Origin of the sequence: Paraburkholderia sp. PREW-6R (assembly GCF_039621805.1) — a bacterium.
Lineage (GTDB): Bacteria > Pseudomonadota > Gammaproteobacteria > Burkholderiales > Burkholderiaceae > Paraburkholderia.
In genome coordinates, this window is record NZ_CP155075.1 from 897,787 (window position 1) to 921,543 (window position 23,757).

General features: G+C 58.5%; 24 protein-coding genes and 1 pseudogene. 7 read left to right on the forward strand and 18 right to left on the reverse strand.

Features of this window, described 5'->3' with window-relative positions:
• Positions 1-122 precede the first annotated feature (122 nt).
• The 4 genes from AAGS40_RS28590 to AAGS40_RS28605 all read right to left on the reverse strand — a co-directional run bounded on the left by AAGS40_RS28590 (position 123) and on the right by AAGS40_RS28605 (position 4,970).
• A complete protein-coding gene (locus AAGS40_RS28590) occupies positions 123-551 on the reverse strand; it encodes a hypothetical protein (RefSeq protein ID WP_345816927.1) in 429 nt (142 codons plus the stop codon).
• A gap of 1,952 nt (positions 552-2,503) precedes the next feature.
• On the reverse strand, positions 2,504-3,277 hold the full coding sequence (locus AAGS40_RS28595) for a DUF2167 domain-containing protein (RefSeq protein WP_345816928.1): 774 nt from the start codon (positions 3,275-3,277) through the stop codon (positions 2,504-2,506).
• 257 nt (positions 3,278-3,534) lie between these two features.
• Positions 3,535-3,885, reverse strand: a complete 351-nt coding sequence (locus AAGS40_RS28600; protein ID WP_345816929.1) for a hypothetical protein — start codon at positions 3,883-3,885, stop codon at positions 3,535-3,537.
• 359 nt (positions 3,886-4,244) lie between these two features.
• On the reverse strand, positions 4,245-4,970 hold the full coding sequence (locus AAGS40_RS28605) for a transporter substrate-binding domain-containing protein (RefSeq protein WP_345816930.1): 726 nt from the start codon (positions 4,968-4,970) through the stop codon (positions 4,245-4,247).
• Positions 4,971-5,231: 261 nt separating this feature from the next.
• Here AAGS40_RS28605 and AAGS40_RS28610 point away from each other — a divergent pair, with 261 nt between their 5' ends.
• The gene (locus AAGS40_RS28610) at positions 5,232-5,630 is read left to right on the forward strand and encodes a VOC family protein (protein WP_345816931.1); all 399 of its coding nucleotides are present in this window, start codon (positions 5,232-5,234) and stop codon (positions 5,628-5,630) included.
• Between the two features lie 151 nt (positions 5,631-5,781).
• Here AAGS40_RS28610 and AAGS40_RS28615 read toward each other — a convergent pair.
• Both AAGS40_RS28615 and AAGS40_RS28620 read right to left on the reverse strand, forming a co-directional pair.
• Positions 5,782-5,918: pseudogene (locus AAGS40_RS28615) on the reverse strand (DUF2837 family protein); the annotation flags it as partial.
• A 227-nt stretch (positions 5,919-6,145) separates the two neighbouring features.
• Positions 6,146-6,736, reverse strand: coding sequence for a hypothetical protein (locus tag AAGS40_RS28620; protein ID WP_345816932.1), 591 nt, complete (start codon positions 6,734-6,736; stop codon positions 6,146-6,148).
• Positions 6,737-6,826: 90 nt separating this feature from the next.
• Between AAGS40_RS28620 and AAGS40_RS28625 the strand changes: the two genes are divergently transcribed.
• Positions 6,827-7,729 carry a LysR family transcriptional regulator gene (locus AAGS40_RS28625; protein WP_345816933.1) on the forward strand — a complete coding sequence of 301 codons (903 nt, stop codon included), beginning with the start codon at positions 6,827-6,829 and terminating at the stop codon, positions 7,727-7,729.
• A gap of 417 nt (positions 7,730-8,146) precedes the next feature.
• Here AAGS40_RS28625 and AAGS40_RS28630 read toward each other — a convergent pair whose 3' ends face one another.
• The 7 genes from AAGS40_RS28630 to AAGS40_RS28660 form a co-directional block, all read right to left on the reverse strand.
• On the reverse strand, positions 8,147-8,587 hold the full coding sequence (locus AAGS40_RS28630; protein WP_345816934.1) for a GFA family protein: 441 nt from the start codon (positions 8,585-8,587) through the stop codon (positions 8,147-8,149).
• 425 nt (positions 8,588-9,012) lie between these two features.
• Positions 9,013-9,612 carry an NAD(P)-binding domain-containing protein gene (locus AAGS40_RS28635; RefSeq protein WP_345816935.1) on the reverse strand — a complete coding sequence of 200 codons (600 nt, stop codon included), beginning with the start codon at positions 9,610-9,612 and terminating at the stop codon, positions 9,013-9,015.
• Positions 9,613-9,670: 58 nt separating this feature from the next.
• Positions 9,671-9,874 carry a hypothetical protein gene (locus AAGS40_RS28640; RefSeq protein WP_345817621.1) on the reverse strand — a complete coding sequence of 68 codons (204 nt, stop codon included), beginning with the start codon at positions 9,872-9,874 and terminating at the stop codon, positions 9,671-9,673.
• A gap of 20 nt (positions 9,875-9,894) precedes the next feature.
• The gene (locus tag AAGS40_RS28645) at positions 9,895-9,987 is read right to left on the reverse strand and encodes an NAD(P)H-dependent oxidoreductase (protein WP_345816936.1); all 93 of its coding nucleotides are present in this window, start codon (positions 9,985-9,987) and stop codon (positions 9,895-9,897) included.
• 385 nt (positions 9,988-10,372) lie between these two features.
• Positions 10,373-10,789: a nuclear transport factor 2 family protein gene (locus tag AAGS40_RS28650; RefSeq protein WP_345817622.1), complete on the reverse strand. Its 417-nt coding sequence runs from the start codon at positions 10,787-10,789 to the stop codon at positions 10,373-10,375.
• 185 nt (positions 10,790-10,974) lie between these two features.
• The gene (locus tag AAGS40_RS28655; RefSeq protein ID WP_345816937.1) at positions 10,975-11,574 is read right to left on the reverse strand and encodes an NADPH-dependent F420 reductase; all 600 of its coding nucleotides are present in this window, start codon (positions 11,572-11,574) and stop codon (positions 10,975-10,977) included.
• 71 nt (positions 11,575-11,645) lie between these two features.
• On the reverse strand, positions 11,646-12,380 hold the full coding sequence (locus AAGS40_RS28660; protein WP_345816938.1) for an SDR family oxidoreductase: 735 nt from the start codon (positions 12,378-12,380) through the stop codon (positions 11,646-11,648).
• Positions 12,381-12,490: 110 nt separating this feature from the next.
• On the opposite strand from AAGS40_RS28660, the gene AAGS40_RS28665 reads away from it, so the two are divergent.
• Complete coding sequence (locus AAGS40_RS28665; protein ID WP_345816939.1) at positions 12,491-12,853, forward strand: helix-turn-helix domain-containing protein; 363 nt, start codon at positions 12,491-12,493, stop codon at positions 12,851-12,853.
• A gap of 337 nt (positions 12,854-13,190) precedes the next feature.
• On the opposite strand, the gene AAGS40_RS28670 is transcribed toward AAGS40_RS28665, so the two are convergent.
• On the reverse strand, positions 13,191-13,784 hold the full coding sequence (locus AAGS40_RS28670) for a helix-turn-helix domain-containing protein (RefSeq protein ID WP_345817623.1): 594 nt from the start codon (positions 13,782-13,784) through the stop codon (positions 13,191-13,193).
• 156 nt (positions 13,785-13,940) lie between these two features.
• Between AAGS40_RS28670 and AAGS40_RS28675 the strand changes: the two genes are divergently transcribed.
• The 4 genes from AAGS40_RS28675 (at position 13,941) to AAGS40_RS28690 (ending at position 17,330) form a co-directional block, all read left to right on the forward strand.
• Complete coding sequence (locus AAGS40_RS28675; RefSeq protein ID WP_345816940.1) at positions 13,941-14,693, forward strand: glucose 1-dehydrogenase; 753 nt, start codon at positions 13,941-13,943, stop codon at positions 14,691-14,693.
• Between the two features lie 205 nt (positions 14,694-14,898).
• Positions 14,899-15,312, forward strand: a complete 414-nt coding sequence (locus AAGS40_RS28680) for a nuclear transport factor 2 family protein (RefSeq protein ID WP_345816941.1) — start codon at positions 14,899-14,901, stop codon at positions 15,310-15,312.
• A gap of 108 nt (positions 15,313-15,420) precedes the next feature.
• Positions 15,421-16,053, forward strand: a complete 633-nt coding sequence (locus tag AAGS40_RS28685) for a class I SAM-dependent methyltransferase (protein WP_345816942.1) — start codon at positions 15,421-15,423, stop codon at positions 16,051-16,053.
• A gap of 554 nt (positions 16,054-16,607) precedes the next feature.
• Positions 16,608-17,330: a YfdX family protein gene (locus AAGS40_RS28690; protein ID WP_345816943.1), complete on the forward strand. Its 723-nt coding sequence runs from the start codon at positions 16,608-16,610 to the stop codon at positions 17,328-17,330.
• Between the two features lie 332 nt (positions 17,331-17,662).
• Here the strand turns inward: AAGS40_RS28690 and AAGS40_RS28695 are convergent, their stop codons facing one another.
• The 4 genes from AAGS40_RS28695 to AAGS40_RS28710 form a co-directional block, all read right to left on the reverse strand.
• Positions 17,663-19,444 (reverse strand): glycoside hydrolase family 15 protein, encoded by a 1,782-nt coding sequence (locus tag AAGS40_RS28695; protein WP_345816944.1) that lies wholly within the window; start codon positions 19,442-19,444, stop codon positions 17,663-17,665.
• Positions 19,445-19,505: 61 nt separating this feature from the next.
• Positions 19,506-20,501 (reverse strand): SDR family oxidoreductase, encoded by a 996-nt coding sequence (locus tag AAGS40_RS28700; RefSeq protein ID WP_345817624.1) that lies wholly within the window; start codon positions 20,499-20,501, stop codon positions 19,506-19,508.
• Between the two features lie 507 nt (positions 20,502-21,008).
• Positions 21,009-22,121: an HAF repeat-containing protein gene (locus AAGS40_RS28705; protein ID WP_345816945.1), complete on the reverse strand. Its 1,113-nt coding sequence runs from the start codon at positions 22,119-22,121 to the stop codon at positions 21,009-21,011.
• 507 nt (positions 22,122-22,628) lie between these two features.
• On the reverse strand, positions 22,629-23,420 hold the full coding sequence (locus AAGS40_RS28710) for an SDR family oxidoreductase (protein WP_345816946.1): 792 nt from the start codon (positions 23,418-23,420) through the stop codon (positions 22,629-22,631).
• Between the last annotated feature and the right edge of the window lie 337 nt (positions 23,421-23,757).

Below are 23,757 nucleotides of genomic sequence, written 5' to 3' on the forward strand. Positions count from 1 at the left end.
CATGTATGAGAAGAGGCTTCTCCGTTAGTCACTTGCTAGGCCTGTTGTCAGCAGTCTGGCGAACCGCAGCGACACGCCGCGATTGGCCGAACGCCGACCTTACTCCATCGACAGCGGCCACACTACCCGGCCAGGAATCGTTTGATTGCCGCTGAGAAGGCGACGTCATCATCCAGCATCATCAAATGGCCGCAGTTGGCCAGTGTGTGATCTCCAGCGCATTTTTCCAGCGCCCAGTCCGGTACGTTCCAGCCTCCGCGGGAGCGTTCACCGGAAAGTAAATACACCGGATGCCGATCAAAGACCTTTTCGAGTAACGTAAGGTACTCATCATTGCCCGTTGTTGTCACAACCGACTGGCCCATCGCACGAAGCGTGGACGCTGGCTGGTAGGCAAGCCAGCGGGCCGCGATCGGACCCAGTTGCGGCGCTGGCGCGGTGACGGAACTGCTGATCCAGGCTAGCGGACCAGCACGAAAACCTTGCAGAACGACTGGAGCACGAAGGAGAAGAGTGCAACAGGAAAAGTAGCGCTGGTTCAGGAGCAGCATTCTTCGACGATCAAGGGGCAACAGCGAACGGCCTGAAGTGGTCGGACTCGGGCAGACGGAGAGCGCACCAACATTTACCCGCGGCGGGGGCCGACTGCTCTATAAGTGGACGCTTTTTCTGCATCAGCCGCGTATGGTTTCGGGATCTACATCTATTGGCGGAGTTCAGCGGAAAGGCGGTCGTCACAACTCAGGACCTGAACGGCATCGCTGGAGAGCGTAAGCCGACGTTCGGCTGCAATGCATTCCTAGATTGGACTCCAGGTCAGGTCATCGGGACGTTGGTTGCCTGGACCATAGGCGTAGTGATTGTCTGCCCGCACTGTCAAAACCCAGCCCGATTCACGCTCGTAGAGCAACCATTGCTCATCCAACGGATCATCTCCGTATGGCGACGTTTTTAGTTCGCCGCCCAGATCGAACGTGAAACTCCACGATCCTAGTGCCGAACCTCCCGACACGGAGGTTATTTGCTGACCATCGAGTCGCTCGACTGCGGACTTGATAGTGTCGTCAGGAGACTCATTATGGGCGGCTTCCCGACCGTCGAACAGGACCGACCAATTACAGCAATAAATCCACAAGTGCCATCTGCCGGTTACATGGACCCGCCTACGCGCCAGTTCTGTGCGAACCCGCTCTGACGCATGTCGTGAAGCAGTCATCGGCTCTCTTATTTGTAGAGAGGGGGCTCCAAATTCAAAGGTAAGGAAACTTCCATAGCCCTTTTTTACAGACCATGCGGCATTTCCGTAGATTGCCGCCCACACTCGTTCGATCTCTTTCGATCCCAATCCTCGCTCCCCTGTTTTACTTTCTTCCGTTCCCTGCGAATGGGGCCGTCAGTTTTCTGCTCGCCAACATTACAAGCCGGCTTGTCGAATGTCCACCGTTGGCAGTAGTAAGTGGACATGGCCCACCTGAAGCGAACTGCGATGTCGACGTACGGTGCAAGAACGTCACCGCCAATACCAGCCATACTGTCGAGAGACGGTCACCTCAATCCTGGTTCCGTTTCAAGGAATAGTGTTGCGGTCCTTCGTACCGGGTACCCGCAGGCATTTCGCGAAAATCGAAGTGATGCCCGGGGGCCGCCAGGCGCAAGTCAGCTGATTCGACACGCAATGCGTTTGCTGTACTTACAGCGCTTTGTTGGACCATCATGCCCTGTTGATAGACTTTGCCATCTGGCGTGAAAAACGGCCCCGCCCATTCATGTGGCGCTTGTGGCGTTGGAGACGCTGAATTCGATCGAAAGTCGATCGGTCCTGACGCAAAGGGCAGTGCGCGCGTCTCGGCCCGGGCGATCGGCGAGCATTGCGCTGGTGACCAATCAAGCGAGCAGGTAGTGTCCGACGCATACACCGCTCGCTTGACCGGGATGGTGCTCGGCAGATCCTGCCTGTAGATCCATCCACAAAATGCTGCGGTGACGGCGACTGCCACCAGAGCGTACATGCTGCGCGGAATAGTCATGTAATGGAGATAGGGGTAGTTCTGCTCGACTGAATATATCTTTTGGCGCGGACGATATTGTCGACGATTGATGGGTCAGAGCTGAATGTCTGTTTGAGGCCCGGCTCCTGCCTCCTTTATACTGGTCAGCAGGCCAGTCCCGAGGCACGACCGGAAAGGATAATCTCGTCATTCCGTCATGCTCCCAACAACTGAGCATCCAACTGCGGCTTCACATAATTAAGGGTTGGCGGGAGCACCACAGCGTCCGCTTTGGGGCGTAGCTCATGCCATAGCTTTCGGTCTACGAAAAGACCGACGCAACGCTCTATGATGTGGGCAGAACGACTGCGATCGTTGTCCGAAATCGCTTGCGAATCCTGCGAAAGCCGGGACGGAAGGAAGAAGAACGGCTGGGTTCAGTTGATTCCCGATTTCGTTGTATGGGTTGCATTGCTGCCAGATACTGCCGCCCCGTTCGCGAATTGCCGCACCAATTATTGACGGCTTCCGGTCAAGAGCCCGACAAGATCGTAAGGTGCGTACCTGTCAAGCTGCGGCTCAAAATCAGAGTATTCCGCTGTCGGCAGATAACTGATGCGCGCACGGATGTCATCTGCGATTTTTTTCTGTCTTGGGAAATCGCGCTGCGAAGCCTGCGTGAACACGTCGACATACCCACTTCTTCCAAGAATGACCGCCTCGTAACTGACCATCTCCGACGAAGAGCAGTTCACCGAGCAGCTCATCTTGATCTTCGCTGCCCACGCCAAGCGGTGAGCTGCCGAATTGTAGACGGGTGGGATAGTCCAACCGCTGATTTCTATGCCAGGTAGACCTCTTCGCTTGTTGACCGCATTAGCCGCTGTCGCCTTCGCCTGTAAGATCTCCAGGATATGGTCGGCAGTCCATCCGTGCACGTTCTCACTCACGTGGCCATCATGGCCAATCGTCACCAGGACAAACCATTCCGCGTTAGCAAACGGCCCACACGGAAAAACCATTCCCGCGTTCAGCTGTTGGTCGGCAAGTCGCCCGTGGGCGCGAAAGTACCGCACAGTCGCATCGTTACCAACAAAGCAATTATTCTTGGTTAGCGTCAATACAGCGCCGTCACCAAGGTCTATCCGGCGCGGTCCACTAACCATTGACTGGTCGATGTAAGCAATGGCTGCGTCTAGGTCCATTTCCGAAGCTTGCTTCTCGGCCGCATCGCTGCAGACGTGTACACATAGAAGCGGCAACACGATAAGCCAAGCCGAAATTGACATTTGTACCGCCTATAGGTTGAAGATGGCAAGGACATGTTCGTTCTATCAGCGCCCCCGCTCGTCAATATATCGGCGTTATCTTTTCAAGCTTTAAAGATTTTAGTATCCGGGATCGACCGTTGGATGAATGCGACTGGTAGCTGCCGCTTACCAAAGAATTTGCTTGGGCCGCCCGTAAGCGCACGTGTGTTGCTAAAGGTGTGCCGCTGAAAATGTTCACTACGCTCGGACAGCAGCTGTCTACGGGAATCCCCCCATTACTTTCGCGAGTGACACCCATTGTGCAGGGTCGAAATCACGCCGCCGGCGGCAGGATAGATTTCCACCTCGTCGCAGATATCGTCTAGAACATGCAAAAGCACAACAATTGGGCCTTCGCTAGTGGAAGTGTATCCCGCAAGACCCACTGGCACCCTAACTGAGACCGTAGCAGGCACGCGATTAAGGACGTGCAGTTTAAAACTGCCATCGGCGTCGAGCGCATCAATGCTTACCAGACAGTCCTTCAATTGAAGTCGGATCGCTTCGCAACCCTCAAATTCTTCCATCATTAATCGATGAAGTAACTCCTGCTGCCAAACTTCGGGCGTCTTGAATCCAGATGCCATCTATCAGCCTCCCGCGCGTCGCGCTTCTTCGTTCCGGTCATCCCTTTCAATCGAAGACAACCGGACTCAACCCTGAATTGCTTGTTTGCATCCTTTCGGTAACCGCTCGGACAGAATCCACTCTTCTCGATCGTAGCCTTTCTATTTCGCGTACGACGACTGTTAGCGAGGGTCGCCAAAGGAGCAAATGGCTCTTGTAATCCCGCGCCAAGTGTCACTGAAGTCGGCCTGCGGCAGCAACACCATGTCTCTCACCGAAAGCCTGCACGAGCGCTCATTTGAGCGACAAGCGTGAAAGTCCTTTCATAGCCGGGCCCGGCATGCCAAGCCACCAGCCCCTCGCCGAGGCGTGGCCCAGTTCAGCGGACAATTACAGGATCGAGTTCCTTCGGTGTCAGGCCAAACTTCGCCATGCGACTGCGATGATCGAGGGAGCCCAAATAGATGCGAAGCTGCTCGTTTACCGCGTCCGTTAGATCACGGTTTTTCCTGTTAAACGAAAATGCCCCGACCGGTAGCCGCTCCCCTTCATTGGTTTCGGGTGGGCAATCTACCGCCGCTAAAGGCGCCCCAATTCGATCGGCCAATATGCGGTTTCCCAAGGCGGTACTCGCATAAGCGTCGATCGCTCCTGATCGAACGGCTTCGATTGCGTCGGCCTGCTGATCGAAAATGACTATCTGCTCATCGTGCACTCCTGCCGCCTTCGCCGACTCGTGTTGTACCTGCCCGGCAATGATGCCGAGGCGCGCATCGCGGCTTTTCGCGATTAGCGCGTAGCTACCAAGTGCTTTTGCGTTTCCTGTTCGCACGAGAAAACCGTCCCCGATCGCCCATACCGGCATGCTGAACGCGACCAGACTCGCACGTTCCGGGGTAACGAACAGCGGGACATTCATGTCCCAGATGCCAGCCGCAACCCCGGGTAACAATTCGCCAAAAGTGGTTACGCGATGCTCAATCCTGGTAACACCGATCGCACGAAGGATCGCATCCGCCAAATCAAGGTCCGCACCTGTCGCCGTCCCGTTCGCGTCTGTCCATCCGAATGGCGGCTCTTCGATATATGCGATGGTTACCTTCATTTATTTCCTCACCGACCGGAAACGGCAACGGGCAGCCTTGCCGATTGTCGACGATTGTACTCAAACAAGCGTGGGTCGCCTCTTGGCCGGACAGAGCCTCAGGCAAAGGGCAAGCGATCGCCTCCAGGCGCTTTCATGCAAGAGGCACGCACGACCCACTCCTGTCATTCCCTTGGCCCATTTCTGGATCTTCATGCGCCGAAATGATCACTGACAAGAGATAATCCCAGTGCCTGAATTTCTCTGACGGAGCAGAAATCAATGCACCTTCTCGATCATGTTTCAATCGGCGTCCCCGACCTGGATGCCGCACGTCCATTCTACGATTCGATCATGGCGCAATTGGGAGCAGTTAAGGTGTATGACCATCCTGATGCGCTCGGATATGGCGAGCGCTGCACGGCAATAAACGCGAGCTCGACGTACTTGGCAGTGTATTTGGATCCTGGTAGGCTCGATGCGAGCAAGCGGCATTGGTGTTTCAAGGCAGCGTCCCGCAACCAGGTGGACGCATTCTTTGCGGCTGGCCTCGCGGCAGGAGGACGATCGGATGGCGACCCGGGACTCCGGCCTGACTACCACTGCAATTACTATGCAGCGTTTCTGTTCGATCCGGCCGGCAATCGAATCGAAGCGGTATGCCACACCGCGCTGGATTGATATTGGAAGGAGCAGCGTATGCAATGCAATGCGAGCGATGGTCCTCGTTCTCGCGCCCCTTGAGGACGCGTTGAGCTCACATTCGGCGAACAAAAAAAGGGCGGCAAGGAAGATGCACGGTTTCCATTGACACCGAGCGACGTCTATCCAAGGCGTGAGCGAGAGTCGTAATTGGCCGCCGGAAGCTCTTTTCCGAAGTCCGGCCTTCCATACGTCGTCCGTTATCACTGAAACCTGAGGATCGCTGACGACTGCCAATACGACTGTCGTGAAGCCGTTGATAATTGATAGTTTCGCGCGTCCCCCACCCCAAAGCTGCTTGACGTCTTTACTTGCCTGATCGAACCATCGACGCGATCTGGCCAAGGACGCCAGCAGCACGCCCTCGCCTCTCCCAAACGTCGTGAAGCCGGAGCCGACCTCAGCGACAACGCCGGCGCCATCAACGCCCAGCGTCAGGATTATCCCGTCGGACAGGCCGTGTCTTCCGTCGACGACCAGCAACTCGCGACAATTCAGTGCTGGCGCTGGTAATCATAGCGGTGGGCGAGCCATCGTGTGCCGGTGCCATCTGCCAAGATGAAATACTGGTCCTTCGTCTCATGATCACGGCCGTCGCGCGCAACCACCTCTTCCATTCGCAGCATCCGCCCGGCCCAACCGGCTGCGATCGGTGGCGCAGCGAACGGCTCGAAACGCAGCGTGATGCGGTCCGGTCCGTCCCGCTCGAAGCTTGACGCCGACATGGGCGCAACAGGAATACGCGCCTCGATCGAAACGTAACGCCACTGACCCGCGATCGCGTCGTAGCCGAGATAGTCAATACGTAGCGGTCTGCTGGAGTCCGCAGCGTGCAATGTCTCCTCCATGAGACTGCCTACCATACGGCGGTCGGCGACCAGACCCTTGCTGACGACCGGTGCCGCTCCGGGCCGCGCCCAGAACGTATCGGTGACTGTCCAAGAGCCCTCCTGCGCAGACAGCGCTGCAGTCTCTTGAGCGGCGCTCCCGTTTGAGTCTGTTTGGGCCAAGGCGGGAGTGGCTACCAAGATGCCAGCCGCAGCCAGCGTCAATGTGAGCTTCGAGAAAAGAAAGAGTTTGTTCATATTGATCTCCTTGTTCTCAATATAGATTGCTTTGTACCGGGCGACAATTGCGATAATAATTCCTGTACATGGAGCCTGACAGGATACAATGTGACCGACCTTTTCAACGATGTTCCGGCATTCGTCGCCGCCGCTGAGGCAGGAAGCTTTTCAGCCGCCGGGAGGGAGTTGCATCTGTCGCGCTCTGCGGTGGGTAAGGCTGTTGCGCGCATCGAAGCGCGGCTTGGAGCTCAGCTCTTCCATCGCACCACGCGCGCTCAACTCCTGACCGAAGAGGGCCGCGCGTTCCTCGCCCGTTGCGTCAGGGCCATGGCGGAGCTGCGTGAAGGCGCCGCCCTGCTCGATGCGGGGCGCGACAGTGTGCGCGGAACGCTCCGCATCACGATGCCGGTTCTCTACGGCCGGCTGAAGATCGCCCCACTGTTGATGCATCTGGCCGACGCGCACCCGGAGTTGTTGATGGAGCTTGATCTGCGAGACCGTCGCGTCTCCCTGGTTGAGGAAGGCTTCGACCTGGCGATCAGAAGCGGCTCCCTCGGCGACACGGTGGGCCTGTCGTCCCGCGTCATCGGCCGGCATGCCACTGTATTGTGCGCATCGCCATCGCTGGTCGAACGAGTCGGGATGCTTCGCTCGCTTGATGATCTCGGCCGATACGACGCGCTTGTCTATCATCGCGATGGATGGAGTGAGCCCTGGGCCTTCCCCGACGACGAAGGACGCATGAAACTGGTGGAGCCTCGCTCGCGCATGCGGGCTGCTGATCTCGGCATCATTCTGGACGCAGCGGTTGCCGGACGAGGAGTCGCGTGGCTACCCGACTGGCTGATAGAAGAGGCGCTCGGAACGGGACGGCTCGTGCGGCTCCTGCCTGACCTCCCCGCTCGCCACCACGATATCAATCTGCTCTGGGCCTCGGCGTCGGTTCTTCCCGCGCGGCTGCAAGTCGCGATCACGGCCCTTGCGGGGACAAGTGAGCCGGCGCCTGTCTGACGTTATCCGCTCAAATCGCCCATCTTGCTGCCAGCAATGAGTAGCGCGACTTCCTCTGCAATCGATTCGCGCGGCGTGATGATAATCATGCGTTAAAAAAACGGTCGCCCGTAATGCGAGCGCGGCATAGATGCCCTCGCTTTGGTCCATATCGAAGAAGACTGCACCAAGGATGCTGTTACGACGGACGCCGCAACAGCCCCTCAATGGTCGCGTCAAGGCCCGGGATCAGGCCAGCCTCTGGCTTCGGCTCGTTAAAATACGTTCTTGCCGCCGCCGGCGCGAAAGTCACGCGCATCCGGCGCGACTCGCCGCTTACTACGTCGACCGCCGACACAGTTTCAGGCGCTTTCCTGCCTCCATCGAGTGATAGGGCGTCATGCCGGCGACCGCACTTCGAGCTTAGGACCGCGAATCTTAATCTCGCGGACGGCGTCCAGAATGCTCCGGTAGCCCGTCCGCCAGATGAATCCACGGCAACTTCTGCGCGACATGAATGTGATCGGCAGCGAAGACTGTTTCAGGCGCATCGAGGCTGCAAGTTGTTACGTCCATCAAATCCGGAAAAGCGGAGTGAGTGTAGGTCAGTTGCGTGCCGCAATCTGCGCAGAAACCTCTCATTACTGGCGCACTCGAGGCAAAGTGCCTGGGTGTTCCATGCGTAAGCCGGAAGTCTTTCCGGTCGAGAGTAAACCATCCTACAATCGGCGCCGCAGCGGCTTTCCGACAGGAGATGCAGTGGCAGATAGTCGGGCTCGATTTCCGTCCGGAAACTTCATAACGGATATTTCCGCAGAAACAGCCGCCGATCAGCATTTGCGTTTGCATTACGTTTTCCCAGGAAGGTGAATTGAACATTATGAGTCATGCCCTACTTCGTGAAATCAGCCGGAATTCGTGACTACAAGAATGCTTTCCGAAGTAGTCCATAATTATTTTCCCTCTGGCCGCATGGTCAGTTTCTGGCAGAAGCCAACATGTGTCGAATTCCTGAACACTTCCACTTGTCCTGGTTCAGATTTGACCGGCCCGAACGTTGACGAACGTTTGCTGGATTTCCCGCCTGAGTGTTCATGACGAAGGGCCTCGAAACACGATCGGCCCACGCAGAAGCTGCCCCGCGAAAAGAAGAAAGCGGCCAACATTGCCTTGTCCCGATACGAACTGAAGGTCGTCGACGCGCGATACTTCTCGAACAAACATCGACGTGTTCGGGTTGCTCCTGAATGCCGCTGAAACGGCGACCAATCGCGAACCCAAAATGCACGCGGCTCGAGTTCTTCCTAGCGAACGATCCGCTGGACGAAGTGCAATTCAACCGCGGATAGAGGGCCACCGAGCTGTTGCATCGCACCGCCTGCCGCGAGAGAGCCGAGGTCGAGCGCGGCGAGGCCCGTTGAATGAATAAGTTGGATTACGAGCGCCTTGGCATCGCGATCATCTCCTGACACGAACAGCACGGTCTTCGGCTTCTGTGGCGAGAAATCCTGTATCCACGCCATCGGCATATTGCTGATTGACTTCACCAGCCTGGCTCCAGACGCCATTTTGGCGACGATTTCGCTCGACGTGCGGCCCTCCAGCGCGGCAACCGATCTCGCTACGCCGTCAGCGCTGATGTCCGGTGCCTCGCCCATGTGGGCGTTCGTCCCGTCGACGAGTATGCGCCCGCTCCAGTCGATACCCCTGAGCGCCTCCGGCGCATCCGCCCAATTCGTGGCGAGGACGACCACATCGCATTTCGCAGCATCCTGCCTGGACCCTGCGCTGGCGGCCGGGCCCAGTTCGGCGACGAGCCCTGCTAATGCGTCTGGTCCTCGCGAACTGGACAGCACGATCTCATGGCCCGCCCCTACGAAATGACGACCCATGGTCGTCGCCATGCGGCCAGCGCCAATGAACCCAATATTCATGATTGTTTCTCCGACTTTAATCGACCGCTCAGGCAGCCGCGGCCGACGCAATCCCCTCGCCGAACGCCTCCACTGCCGTCTCGCCTGACATGCCAGCGCGCGCCGGTCCGGCGATCACGATGCCCAGATCTGTCATTCCGATGAAACCTAGCACCTGACGAAGGTAGCTGCTCGCGTGATCGTAGCCTTCGATCGGAGAGCCCGGACTGAAATCACCTCCGCTCGCGAGGATGACGGTAGCCTTCTTGCCGGTTAGCTGTCCGACGTTGTCGACAACCGTGACCCGACCCGCACGATATGGTCGATATAAGCCTTCAGCACCGCCGGGATGGTGAAGTTGTACATCGGTGTGCCGATGACAATGCGATCGGGCTGTCTGAAGCTCGGCGACCAGATCGTTCGATATGTTGATGGCGGCAGCACTCTCCGGCGAAGTTGCTCCCGGGGCGGAACACTAGTTGTCAGGTTCCAAGTGGATTCACTTTAACTGTCTTTCGTATCACGCAAGCCCACTGGGCTCGTGCACTCAGTCCCGCGCGCGGCCCAATTCGGCTTGAGCGCCTTGCAGTTCAGAGTCGTAGGTCAGCGCCAAGTTTGCACCTTTAGCGTGGATTGATCGTAGAGAGACAGCTTTTCTGCGGTTGGATATTCGTCGAGCGCGCCGCATGCGAGGGAACGATCCACGGCCGATCCGCCACTTCTTTCGCCCGATGGCTGGAGATGCACAACGCTACGCCTGCCCGGACGCATCCTTCTCCGAGGCCCGCGCCAAAGCCTGGGTGTCGACGTATTCCCGGATCTTCGTTATCTTGCCGTTTCGAACGGTGAAGGCGAAGACAAAGTCGTCCTTGAACGGCTTTTGGGTAGCCTTGATTCTCCCCGTCGCGACACCAAGGACCATGACGCGCTCTCCCTGCGCCACGAACTCGGGAGGCTCCGGCGATGTCATTTCCACCTCTTGGGACGCCTTCTGAAGCACACCCGCCACGCCCGCGTGCCCGCGGTGTGTGCCGGCCAGCGGCCAGTTCTCGCCCGGTATGATCCATTCAATATCCTCGGCACATACCGCCAGCAGAGCTTGCTTATCGCCGCGGCCGATCGCTTCAAAGAAATGCTTCACAAGCTGTACATCGTTTTGAGTACTCACAATAAGTTCTCCACTTTGTTGATTTTCACTGAGATGCAACGGCCTTCGTACCGAATTCAACGGGCTCGAAGAGGTATCGCATTGCGTCGGACGGCTGATTCCAACGTTAGCCATATAAAACTTCGACGATCAGAAGTCGGCTGCATTGATCTCGAAAAACGTAACCGCAGCGCAATCCCGATCCATCAGTCGAACCGGGTTAAGTCCTTGAAGATCAGGCGACCCCAGCTATTTCCGCGCGCCTGCACGAGCAACCCACCTTCCGAAAGGCCGCCAAGCTGGATCGGCGCAAAGCCGAGTTTTTCCGCAAGCGCGCCAATCTCCATGGCGGCGCCGTCATCGTCGCTCGCGAGGAACACGACTCGCCGGCCACCCTGTACGGCAGGGTCCTGTTCAAGGACGCGGGCGCCCAAATGATTGAAGCCCTTGACCAGCCTACTACCCGGGAAGGCCTGCGCGACGGCTTCGGAAGAAGGTTGACCACCCAGTTCCTCGGGAGGCACGCCGTAGGCATTGGTGACATCGACAAGAGTCTTCCCCTGCCAGTTGGGCAGCGCATTCGTGACATCCTTGTGCGACTCGAAACGAACAGCCAGAAAAACAATGTCCGCCTTGACCGCGTCCGACAGTTTTCTGGGAATGATCGTAGGTCCGATCGCGGCGGCAGCCGATGCAAAACTTTCGGGGTCGCGCGTGGTTGCAACGGATACTTCAATGCCTCTGCGGGCAAACGCCTTGGCCAAAGCTTGGCCGATATTGCCGAAGCCGATGATTGCGTAGCTCATATAGGTATCCCGCATTCGTCACGCCCTACGGACTCCTTATTTTTAAAGGCGCACCGCAAGGCGAAGCCATGTCAAATTTGCGCCAGGCCGCCGTCAACGGCCACCTCGCTGCCGGTCATGAAACTGCTGTCGGACGACGCGAGGAAGGCAGCCACCGCCCCGATCTCGGCCGGCTCGGCCATCCGCAGCAGCGGAGTCATCGCACCGTAGGCTTTCTGGCCCTCTTCGCCCAGCGACCTCTTCGCGAGTTCGGTCGCCGTCGCGCCGGGTGAGAGCACATTCACCCGGATGCCAGTGCCCTTCAGGTCCTGCGCCCATGTCCGCGCGAGGTTGCGCACCGCTGCCTTGCTCGCGCTATAGGCAGTGAACCCCGGCGCGCCCGTGGTGCCGGCGCTAGATCCGGTCAGGATGATCGAACCGCCCGCGCTCATCAGCGGCAACGCCTTCTGGACCGTAAAGATCGTACCTTTCACATTGGTGTCGAAGGTTTCGTCAATGTGCTCGGCGGTAATCTGCCCGAGCGGAAGCGGGCTTCCCGCCCCCGCGTTGGCGAGAACGACGTCGAGGCTTCCGCGCTCGGCCTTTACCGCGGCGTAAAGCCGGTCCAGGTCGGCCTCATCGGAAACCGATGCGTTCACTGCGCGGGCATTGGGCCCAAGGGCGGCCAAGGCGCTGTCGAGTGCTTCCTGCCGGCGGCCGACGATGAAAACGAACGCACCTTCTTCGATAAAACGCTGCGCCGCGGCGAAACCGATGCCGGTGGCTCCGCCGGTAATCACGGCGGTTTTTCCATTCAGTCTGGTCATGTCATGCATCCTTCGTTAAGGTGTCCAGAAGCAGCAACGTGCTTGCTTGAAGTCAGTATGCTTCCCTGGTAACCTAACGACAAGTATGCACTTTTAGGTAAGTACCCAAAATGACGACGCCCCCTGAAATCTGCGACACCGGCTGCGGGCTCAATGCGACGCTCCGCATTATCTCGGGCAAGTGGAAACCGCTGATTCTGTTTTTCCTGCGAGGCGGCCCAAAGCGCTATGGCGAACTCAAGCGCTTGATCCCGGACGTCAGCGACAAGGTGTTGATCCAGCAATTGAAGGATCTGGAAGCCGATCGCGTACTCGCGCGCAAAGACTACGGAGAGGTGCCGCCTCGCGTCGACTATGCGCTGACTCCGCTTGGCCGCAGCCTGGCCGAGGCGATCATCCCACTGTGCACCTGGGGGACCGAACACGCGGCGGAAATGGCGAGCATCTTCGCTGCGCGTGATGTCGCGTCCTAGCAGGTGACGCGGCTTCGACTGTTATGCCTCCTCGGCGCGCAGTGCGTCGCAGCACGCGATCAAATCGCTGATCCCTTATCATGAACGATGTGGGCACCTGGCTACGACGATTCTGCGTCGGCGAGCTACCCACCCCTCTCTTGAAGGCACTCCCGAACGCCCTTTCGGATTCCTGATTACGGGCGAGGTAAGCGGGATCGTGCCTTCAGCCAATGGTCGAACTTCTCAACGATGATCATTCAATCCTGCTGGATCCATGACCGTGAAAGAAGGAAGCAGCGCGACTGGTGAAGACGTCGCTCCAGCGTCCGCCACATTCCTTCCAGTCCAAATTGATTCAGCGCACGGCCTTTTTGGCAACTTTCTTTTTGACCTCGTTCTCAGGCCGTTTTGTCAGTATGGCGCTCGTAATAAGGTGAACGAGATGATCTGCCCGTGGCGAGAATGAGGGCAGATCGACGAGCCAGCCGAGCGCTGCCATCAAGCCGAACAGGTCGTCACCATTCATATCGTCACGTGCCATCCCTTCGGCTTGCGCACGCAGCAACAGTCGTGCGCTCGCTGAATGCACCGCTGCGCATGAAGCGTAAAGCGCAGAGTCCGGATTGGTATGCGCCGCCGCCATCAGCGCAACAACGCCCCTATAGCTTTGCGCAAAGGCGATCCATTCGCGAAACCAGGACAGAAGTGCTTCATCGGATGATTCCGACGTTTCGAGTTCGCCGGCCTTCTGCGTCAGTTCGTCCAGATTCGTACACAGCAACGCTTCGAACAACGCTTCTCGCGTCGGGAAATGACGTAGCAAAGTAGCCAGCCCGACGCCAGCCCGGCGGGCGATATCTCGCATCGACGCGTCGACACCGTGCTCGGCGACAACGTCGTGCGCAACTGCAAGTAGATGGCTGTAATTTTTCTGGGCGTCGGCTCGCATGGGGTCCCTTGACAACCGGATCAGTGATCCGTATATTTGGATCACTGATCCGGTTGTTGTTAGTGAATATCTGGATCGGCGATCCAAATGATACAGCGCCTTTGTACCGACGGGAACAGCGGCGCTCCCTGACATCCCAAACGAAAGGCGAAAGTCATGAAAAAATTGGAAGGCAAGGTTGCAGTCGTCACGGGCGGAAGCAGCGGAATTGGTTTGGCCACGGCCAGGCGCTTCGTGGAAGAAGGTGCGCACGTCGTGATCACTGGGCGACGTGAGAAAGAGTTGAAAGAGGCCGCCGCCGCCATCGAGAGAAACGTTACCACGGTCGCGGGCGACGTGTCCCGCCTGGCAGATCTGGACCGGCTGTATGCGGTCGTGAAGGAGAGACATGGTCATATCGACGTTCTCTTCGCAAACGCGGGCGCAGGGACAGTTGCGCCGCTCGCGTTTGCTAGCGAGGCCCATTTTGACCAGACCTTCGACGTAAACGTGAAGGGAATGTTCTTTACGGTGCAGAAGGCGCTCCCTCTCTTCAGGGACGGCGGCTCGATTGTTCTTAACTCTTCGGTCGCGAACGTGAAGGGGCTTCCAGGATTCACTGCTTACGCTGGGAGTAAGGCCGCTGTGCGCAACTTTGCGCGCGGCTGGTCGCTGGAATTGAAAGACCGCAAAATCCGCGTGAATTGCGTGAGCCCCGGAGCAATCGACACCCCGGCCTTAACGACGACCACGGGCCTGACCGCTGAACAGGCCGAGCAAGCGGTCGCACAGTTTATCGCGCAGATTCCGATGGGCCGCCGGGGGATGCCTGAGGAGCTTGCGGCAGCAGTCGCGTTCCTCGCCTCCGAGGAGAGTTCCTATATCACGGGTATCGATCTTCCAGTCGATGGAGGCTGGGCGCAGGGCTAATTCCAGTGCGATCCCGTGGCTGGCTCACAACCGTCGCCGGTCGCGGGACCACGTTTTTGCAAGCAGGGCGGCCTCTTGTAAGGGCGTTTGACTGACGTGACCGACTTGACCGGTGACAGTTCGGTCCGGGCACCGGATAGTGACAGCGAGTTCTGATTGAGATACTTCGCGCGCGATTCGAACCGAGAGAAATGGAAAACATACGATGAGCACTACTGAGAACGTCCAGACCGTGAAAGACTTCTTCGCCGCGATCGGCCGCAGCGACAGGGAAGGCCTGCTGGGGTTGGCCGCCGAAGACATCGAGTGGATCATCCCGGGCAAAGACTGGCCGTTGGCCGGAACGCGTCGGGGACATGCGGGGCTGATAGATCTGCTTGAGACCGCATCCCGATCGATAGAAACGTCCGTGCAACCCCAGGAATTCATTGCGCAGGGAGACAGGGTCCTTGTCGTCGGCTTCGCCACGGGGACGGTCAAAGCCACGAACAGGACGTTCGAGGACAACTGGATCTTCGCCATCACCGTCCGTGACGGCAAACTGAAGAGCATCCGCGAATACATCGACACCCAGGCACTGGCGCGCGCTTCGCAGACGGACATGTCTGGACCAGCGTAGCGCTGGCCACCTGCGAGCATCGGGTGGAGATGGACGGGTAGATACCCCGTGAATCGTCCCCTCGCGCGCCGCGCGCCCGGCGAATACCTAACTGCAAAGGAGATAACCATGTACGACCCATCCACGCTATCCAGGTTGATCCAGTTCGCACGAGTTGGCGCGGGCTCCACTGTCATCGACGTTTATCCGGGCGACGGCGACTGGACCCGTCTGTTTTCCGACATCGTGGGGCCCGACGGACGGGTCTATAGCTTCGTGCCCGCAGAAGTCGCCCACTTCAAGAGCGATCCGCTCGGCCACATGCGCACGCTTGCCAAAGAGCCGGGCCGGGACAACGTAGAAGCCGTCTCGGCAGATCTCATCGCGATGCACGAAATCACGCAAGCAGCGGATGTCGTATGGCTGCACCTGTTCTACCACGACCTCCACACACCGTTGATGCAGGCCAAGGGCGCGACGGCGGCTGCTTTCAATCGAGCTGTCTATGACCGGCTGAAGCCCGGCGGCTTCTATGTCATCGTAGATCACGCCGCTGCAATCGGGGCGGCCATGAGCGACGCGCAATCGCTGCATCGGATCGAGCCTGCGTCCGTGCGCGAGGAGGTCGAGGCGGCCGGCTTTGTGCTGGACGCGCAAAGCGCCATGCTCGCGAACAAGGACGATCGGCGCTCGGTCAAGGTGTTCGATCCATCGATCAAGGGCAAAACCGATCGCTTCGCCTATCGGTTCGTGAAGCCCTGACAGATTGCAGTGCCGACTTCCTGTCGGCCTCTCGAACGACATTCAGGCCGCACTGCCCCGGGCGAGAAGAGGGACTTGTACTACAGGAACGCAGGGCGAGATCCTCGCCGAACTCTGGCGCCGGTCACGGGTATTCGTTCTGCACTGCAGAAATGTTATCCACGCCCGCCAAGGGTGATATCCCTACCATCGACGATGCCCTGCGTCGCACTGACCATGCCCCAACCAGCGCGCCGTCCGGCATCGAATCTCATTGACTGCGGCGAAACGTGCTTGGAATTCGCAGCATACTTACTGGTATGTCACATCATGATAAAAAATCGCAAGCATCGAGGATCATGATGAAACCTACCTATCCTCATGAGACGGTGGCGTATGGTCGACTTTTTGAATCGAATTTAAGGGCTACTTAAGCGTCTGCCTCTACCTTTGAACTGTCGGTTACGCCGCTCGGCATGACGCCCGGCCGCCGGTCGATCGACAAAGGGCTCACACGACTTTCGGCGTTTGCCTGCGCGAACGCCGATTTCCGTCACGCTTCAAGGAGAGGCAAAATGTTCAATCCTGGCATGAAACGCACGGCGGTACTCGTCGCCGCCATTGCAACGTTCGCGTGCAGCTTCACAGGCGCGAACGCCGCGCAATCATCCGCGACACCTGTATCCGACATGGGACGGCTCTCGGCCAAGGGGAGCCAGGCATTTGACGAGATCCAGCAGGCACGACTTGCGATATTCAGTGGCCACCCGGCTCAGGCAAAGAAGCTGATCAAGGAGGCACAGGCGTCGATGACGGCTGCGCAGGCTGATAACACCGCCTTCCTGAAAGCAGAGTCGGATCTCCGAACGCCTCCATCCATCACATACCAGTCAAGCGCCACGAAAAGTACGACACCGGTTTCCTGGTTGCCCGTCGCCGCGGATGTGACGGTCACTGACGACTTCGCGGCCAAACCATCTCAAGCCAAGGCCGTCGCATCGGCAAACGAACAGTTAAAGCGCGGCAAGCCGGACTCTGCCATGAAGGTTCTCAAACTCGCCGACGTTAACGTGTCTTATACGATGGCGGTCGTCCCATTGAAGCAGACGATTGCCGATGTCGACAAGGCGGCCGGTCTGCTGTCGATGGACAAGTACTACGAAGCGAATCAGACGTTAAAGGAAGTTCAGGATAGCGTCCGCTACGACTGGGTGGATGTGAAAGCGCTGCCGCAACCGTCGCACGTGGTGGCCAAGAATGATGCCACTGGCGCGGCTTCTGGAACGATGGCGAAATAGGAGCATGGCGAAAACGGACGATATCGTAGTGAGCCGGCGCGGGCGGCATACGCTCGACCGCGGAATGATGACTGCTCGACTTCGCAGCCACATCGGTCGTTTGTCTGGCGCGTCGGGAAATCGCGACGTTCTTCTGGCGGAAAGCGACGACAATTTACGTCCTGAAAGTCGGCTCACCATTTTTTTTAGACGCTATGTGTTTCGGTAGGCGGCGGCCGTCGTGTCAGTTTTCAAGGCTCATTGCATTGACGTTCAAGAACATGCAACAGCCAACGCGGCCCGTGGCGTTGCCGCGTGGCAAGCCCGCCCGGTGACCTTCGAATTCGGGAATGTCAGGACCGGCCGCCGCGCTGTAACGTCGGACCACGGAGAGCGAGCGCGGCGTTCACAACGGCGAGGTGCGTCAAGGCTTGCGGAAAATTTCCAGCCAGATGACCGCCTGGCACGTTGTACTCTTCTGCAAGCAGGCCGACGTCGTTGGCGACCGCGAGCAGGCGCTCGAACTGCTCTCGCGCTTCCCTGTCGCGGCCCTGCAACTTCATGCATTCCACCATCCAGCCTGAACAGGCCAGAAACGCCCCCTCGTTCGGTCCATCCGCATTGGGCTTCTTTCGCCGAATCAGTCCACCCTCGGAGAGTTCGCGCTCAATCGTTGCAATCGTCGATGCCATCCGGGGATCGCTGACCGGAAGAAATCCGACAAGTGGCAACAGGAGGAGGCTGGCGTCCAGCGTCTGTGAACCGTAGTATTGGGTGAAAGTGCCGAGACCCTCGTTCCATCCTTCGTGATAGATCTCGTCGTGCACCCTCTGACAGAGCGCCGTGATCCGGTCCAACGTGTCACGACTCACGAGATTGCTCGTTGAGTGGCGACTCACGAAGCGGTCGAATGCTACCCAGGCCATGACTTTCGAATAGGTGTAGTGGCGGGGTTCCGCTCGTGACTCCCACACCCCCGACCCTGCCGTCTGCCAGACTGCCTCGAGATGCGCGACGAGCCTCTGTTCAACAGATAATTCCTGCTCCGACGATGGGACGCCGCCCCGCCTCGCGAGATCGAGGCAGTCAAGCACTTCTCCATAGACATCGAGCTGATGTTGCGTCGATGCAGCATTGCCGATTCGCACAGGTTTCGCGAAACGGTAACCCGGCAATGTGTCCACGGTCCACTCGGCCAGATGTCGCGCGCCGTCGACGCGGTACATGATACGCATGTTATCGGGCGAGCCTGCAATGGCGCGAAGCAACCAGTTTCGCCAGCCTTCTGCCTCCTCGTGGTAGCCGGCATTCAGCAGTGCTGTCAGGGTAAAACTCGCATCGCGCAGCCAGCAGTAACGATAGTCCCAATTCATTTGGCCGCCGGGCGCCTCGGGAAGCGACGTAGTGGGCGCCGCAACCAGACCGCCGCTGCGCCGGTGAATCAGTGCCTTGAGGGTTATCAGCGAACGCCGGACCTGAAGTGGCCAGTCGGTTTTTGAATTATCAAAACGGCCAATCCAGTCGCGCCAGAAATGCTGCGTCGAGGCGAGTGCCGTCTCGGCATCTACAGGCTCCGGTGGTCCTTCGTCCGAACGCGCGTAACTCATGACAAAGGCGATTCGTTGTCCTTCTGATACGTCGAATTCTGCACTGGTCGAGTCCGCGGTCACATGCAATTCTAGCGGCGCGCGCAATACGATGAGATTAGGGCCGACCTTCGCGATCAGGTGACCCCTATCGGACACACTCCACGGGGGCAAAGCCCCGTAGTCGAAACGCAGGCGTAAGCTGCTGCGCATCTTCACGTTTCCTCGCAAGCCGGTCACGATACGTATGAGCGACGAAAACGTCTTGCGCACCGGCATGAAATCGATCACTCTCACTTCGCCATCCGCCGTCCGGAAATCGGTTTCCATGATCAGCGTATCTTCCTGATAGCGGCGGCTTCGAGCGATTACGTCCCCCGCGGGCGATAGCGACCAATGACCGTGGTCGTTCGTGCCGAGCAATGCCGCGAAACATGCGTCGTCGTCAAAACGCGGCCAGCATAACCAGTCGATCGAACCGTCCTTGCCCACCAGCGCGGCAGTTTCGCCATCGCCCAACAGCGCATAATCTTCAATCAGCTTGCTCACGCTCCGCCCCCTGTGCGCCGCCGATACGGCGCCGGATTTTATTGCATGCGTCGATTCTTCATTAGCCGCGTTTCCTGCCAAGCAGCACGCCAATGCCGCCCAGTATCGCAACGCCCGTCAACGCCCAGAAAGCGTCGCGATGCCGGTTCGTGAACATTTCCCAGCTGCGCGTCTTCGAACGGTCGTCAAAACGTCCGTGAGCCGCATAGTCGCCGGGCACGGGTTCAAACAGGTTGGCAGGAGCATCGGGCTCGAGCGGCTCATCCGTAAGCTGCCCTTTATAACCCGCGCTCGCGAGGTATCGGTCGATGAACGCTGGCGCGATGCGGTTCGCAAGAATCGCCTTGACGGTGGGAAAGCCGACCCAGACCTCACGACGCCTATGCGTTGCCGCGAAGAAGATAGCTCGCGCGGCGACTTCCGGCTCATAGATCGGCGCTACCGGCTGGGCCTTCCTGCCCATCTTGTTTAACGCCCAGTCAAACTGCGGCGTATTTACCGCAGGCAGGTCGACCATCGTCAGATGGACGTTCAGCCCATCATGAATGATTTCGGACCTCAGTGCGTCCGTGAAGCCGCGTACGGCAAACTTGGCACCGCAGTAGATCGACTGAAGCGGCACTGATCGATATCCCAAAGCCGAGCCGACGTTGACGATTGTTCCGCGGTTTCTGGTGCGCATGCGCGAAAGTGCCGCCATCGTACCGTGCACCTGGCCGAGATAAGTGACCTTGGTACCGCGCTCGAACTCCTCGGCGGTGAGCTTCGAGACGGGTGCAAACACCGTGGCCATTGCAACGTTGACCCAGACATCGATCGGTCCCAATTCCTGCTCGGCCAGCGAGGCGGCTGACTCGACGGCCTCGGCGTCGGCCACGTCTGTCGGTATGCCGAGGGCGCGTATGCCATACGCTGCCTGCAGGTCGGCGGCGGCCCGGTCTATCCGGCCTTTATCACGCGACAGCAACGCAATGTCATAGCCGTGCCGGGCGAATTCCGCAACGGTTGCGCGCCCAACACCGGCACCGGCTCCGGTTACCACGACAACCTTGGCCATAGCATCTCCCCGTGAAGCGTGACTGAGCATGATAGGAACGTACGGGCAGCGCGACAAAAGATGCTCGACCCGTGACCCGTCACAGCAGTTTTTGTACCCATGCGTTTGGAGTGCTGAAGGCCGAACGATCAATGTGTAAGCGTGGCTCTCGTTCGTCCTGATCTCTGTGCCGGCGTGAGGTGCTGCATGAATCGCAACCATCGCTTCTGTCAGCGTCAGTCGCAACAGGACGGAGCATGGCCCGCACTCTTGCTCGCCTTACATTCCGCCATATCGAAGTGCGCGGACCTTTCAATGTCCTGCTGCCATGCGGCGATCAGATGTCGAACCCCGCGCGTTAGCGGCTTCAAACGGTGGACCTGGTGAGCCGCTGCTTAGGACGTTTTTGGATGCGCCGGTCAAGTCGTGCCGAAACGGCACGCTTAGTGTGCGGTTTGCCTGTCGCACAGCCAGTGATGGACTAACAGCACCGAGATTTTCACTTTGCGTCAGTCGGAACTAAATATATCAATGCGCGGGCGACCGGTAATCCGCATCGTCATCATCGTCATGGCGTCCTCGTGACCGGATATCGCCATCTTCATCGTCGTCGTCACGTCCTTGTGTCCAGAGAACCGCGTCGCCATCGCGCGAGTCGCCGACCACCTGGCCACGCTCGTTGATCCCGTTGGCGCCGCTGTTACTGCTACCGGGGAGCGTCCCCAGGTCGGTCATCACTCCCTCCTTGAACAGAAAGGCGTGGAAGGCCACGACTCCGGCGGTCGCGGTCCCGACCACCTGGCCGCGATTGTTGATCCCCGTGGCGCTGCTGTAGCCGCCACCGGGAAGCGCGCCGAGATCGCTCATCACCCCTTCCTTGAACAGAAAGGCATGGTAAGCCCCGCTTGCGGTGTTTGAAGTGCCGACCACTTCGCCCCGCTCGTTAATCCCGGAAGCGATGCTGTAGTCGCCACCGGGAAGCGTGCCCAGCTCGGTCATCACCCCTTTTTCAAACAGAAACGCGTGGTAAGCGCCGCTCGCGGTGGTCGAAGCGCCCACCACCTGCCCGCGATTGTTGATTCCGAACGCAGCACTGACGGTGCCACCGGGGAGCGTGCCCAGATCGGTCATTACCCCTTTTTCAAACAGAAACGCGTGAAAGAGCGCGTTTGGGATGTATGAATTGCCCACCACCTGGCCGCGCTCGTTGATCGCGGCCGCGTCACTGAAGATGCCACCCGGGAGCGTGCCCAGGTCCGTCATCACCCCGTGTTCATACAGGAAGGCGTGCGAACGACCGCTTCCGGTATCGGAACTGCCGACTACCTGGCCGCGATTGTTGACACCCTCGGCGTTGCTGGAGCTTCCGCCCGGAAGAGTGCCGAGATCGCTCATCACCCCGCTTTTGAGCAGGAACGCATGGGTATGACCACCTCCGATGTCCGAACTGCCGACCACCTGACCGCGATCGTTGATCCCATTACCGTGACTGGATTTACCGCCCGGAAGTGTGCCCAGATCCCTGATAGTGAAACTTTGTCCCAAGGCAGGCTGGAATACGCAGACCATCAGAAAGGCGCTAATAATCAGAACGCGGTGGCCGTTGCGCACCGTGCGAATGAGCTTGCGTGCGGATTCCATGATGGCACCCTATCGTAGGACATGACCTTTAAAACGAGATCGGCATCATGCCGTTAGCGCGCCAAATACGACTCGGCAAGGCCCCGCGGACAGGAGGCAGTTAGTGATCCGATCATCCTCAGCCTCAAACAAGCCCGGCTATGCAGAGCTTATCCCGCTCGACGCCGAAGTTGTGGACAGGTTCATACACCCCGCCTGCGCGCACATGCGAACTGGCTGCTATCGACCTGCAAGGCCAACCGCGAGCGCGCTAGCCGCAGCGTCTGAAGAATAGCCATTGAGGGCGCGGATGCTTGCCGATACCTCTGCGTTTTCCGCCTTCTTGTCGGCCGCTTTGAAGTCTTTTGAGTGTAGGGGCGCTCATGATGCGCTTCGCGGACGTCAAGTGTTCGCGCTTATGTTTTCGTCCGCGGTTTGTTAGCTTCGGGCAGTAGAGGGGGACGGCAGATAATAGAGCTCGCTGTTTTCAGTCGAGGAGCCGTGTGCAAATCTCGATCGGACGTCGGCTCAAACGGTGCGCAACATCCCACCGTCGACGAAATAAGTCGAGCCAACGCTGTAGCTTGCTCGTTCCGAACAGAGGAACACAATAAAATCTGCGAGTTCCGCGGGCGTTGCGAAACGACGGATCGGCGCGAACTCATCTGCCACCTGCTGGAGGTGCCCCTCCCAATCGCCGCCCGTATCCTGCGTGAGCTGTCTGGCAGTCTTGATCCAATCGGGCGTAAGAACAAGGCCCGGATTAATCGTGTTCACGCGGATGTTGTCTTTGACTACTTCATTTGCCAGGTTTTTCGAGAACATCATCAGCGCCGCTTTGGTTACGTTGTAAATGGGCTCGTAACCCAGTGGCTGCGTTGCACAGATGGACGCGTTATGCAGAATCGCTCCACCTCCTCGTTGCTTCATCGACGGCACAAAACCACGCGCGAGCCGCACCGCGGCCATCACATGGAGCTCCCAATATGCCTGCCATTTCTCGTCCGGCGCTTCCAGAATGGTCTCGTTGCTTCCAGTGCCGGCGTTGTTGAACAGGATGTCGATGCCGCTGAACGCCTGGATCGCAGCGCCGACCAGTGCGTCGACGCCTCCAGTCGTCCCCACATCGCATGCCACGGGTATCACGCGCACCTGGTGACGCGCTTCGATGTCGAGTGCGACCTGTTCGAGCCGTTCTCGTTGTCGGGCAGCGAGGACAAGATTCACGCCTTCCGCTGCAAACCCTTCCGCGACCGCGAGACCAATGCCGACACTTGCGCCCGTAAGAACCGCAACTTTCCCACGCAGTTTCAAATCCATGCTTCGTCTCCGTTATGTGTTGTGTATGTGCCAAACCGACTGACCGCGAAGCCTAGGCAGCCTTAATCTCGTGTGCTCGTTCAAGGAACTCCTACCATTCGCCGTCACTCAGCCTTCACAGACGTCAGTCTACTGCTATTGCGACTCGGCAAAAGATGGGGCGGCCGTTGCTCGACACCAATGCACTCGTAGGGTGCGCGCAAGAAGCGGCGCCTTGGCAGCGATGGTCAGCCTGCTCCGAGCGTCGTTACGGACGCGATTCATAGCCCGCATTTCTGATCTCATCTGACGAAGTACGACTTCGTCTACGCAGCGCAACTTCTATTAACCGGGCTTA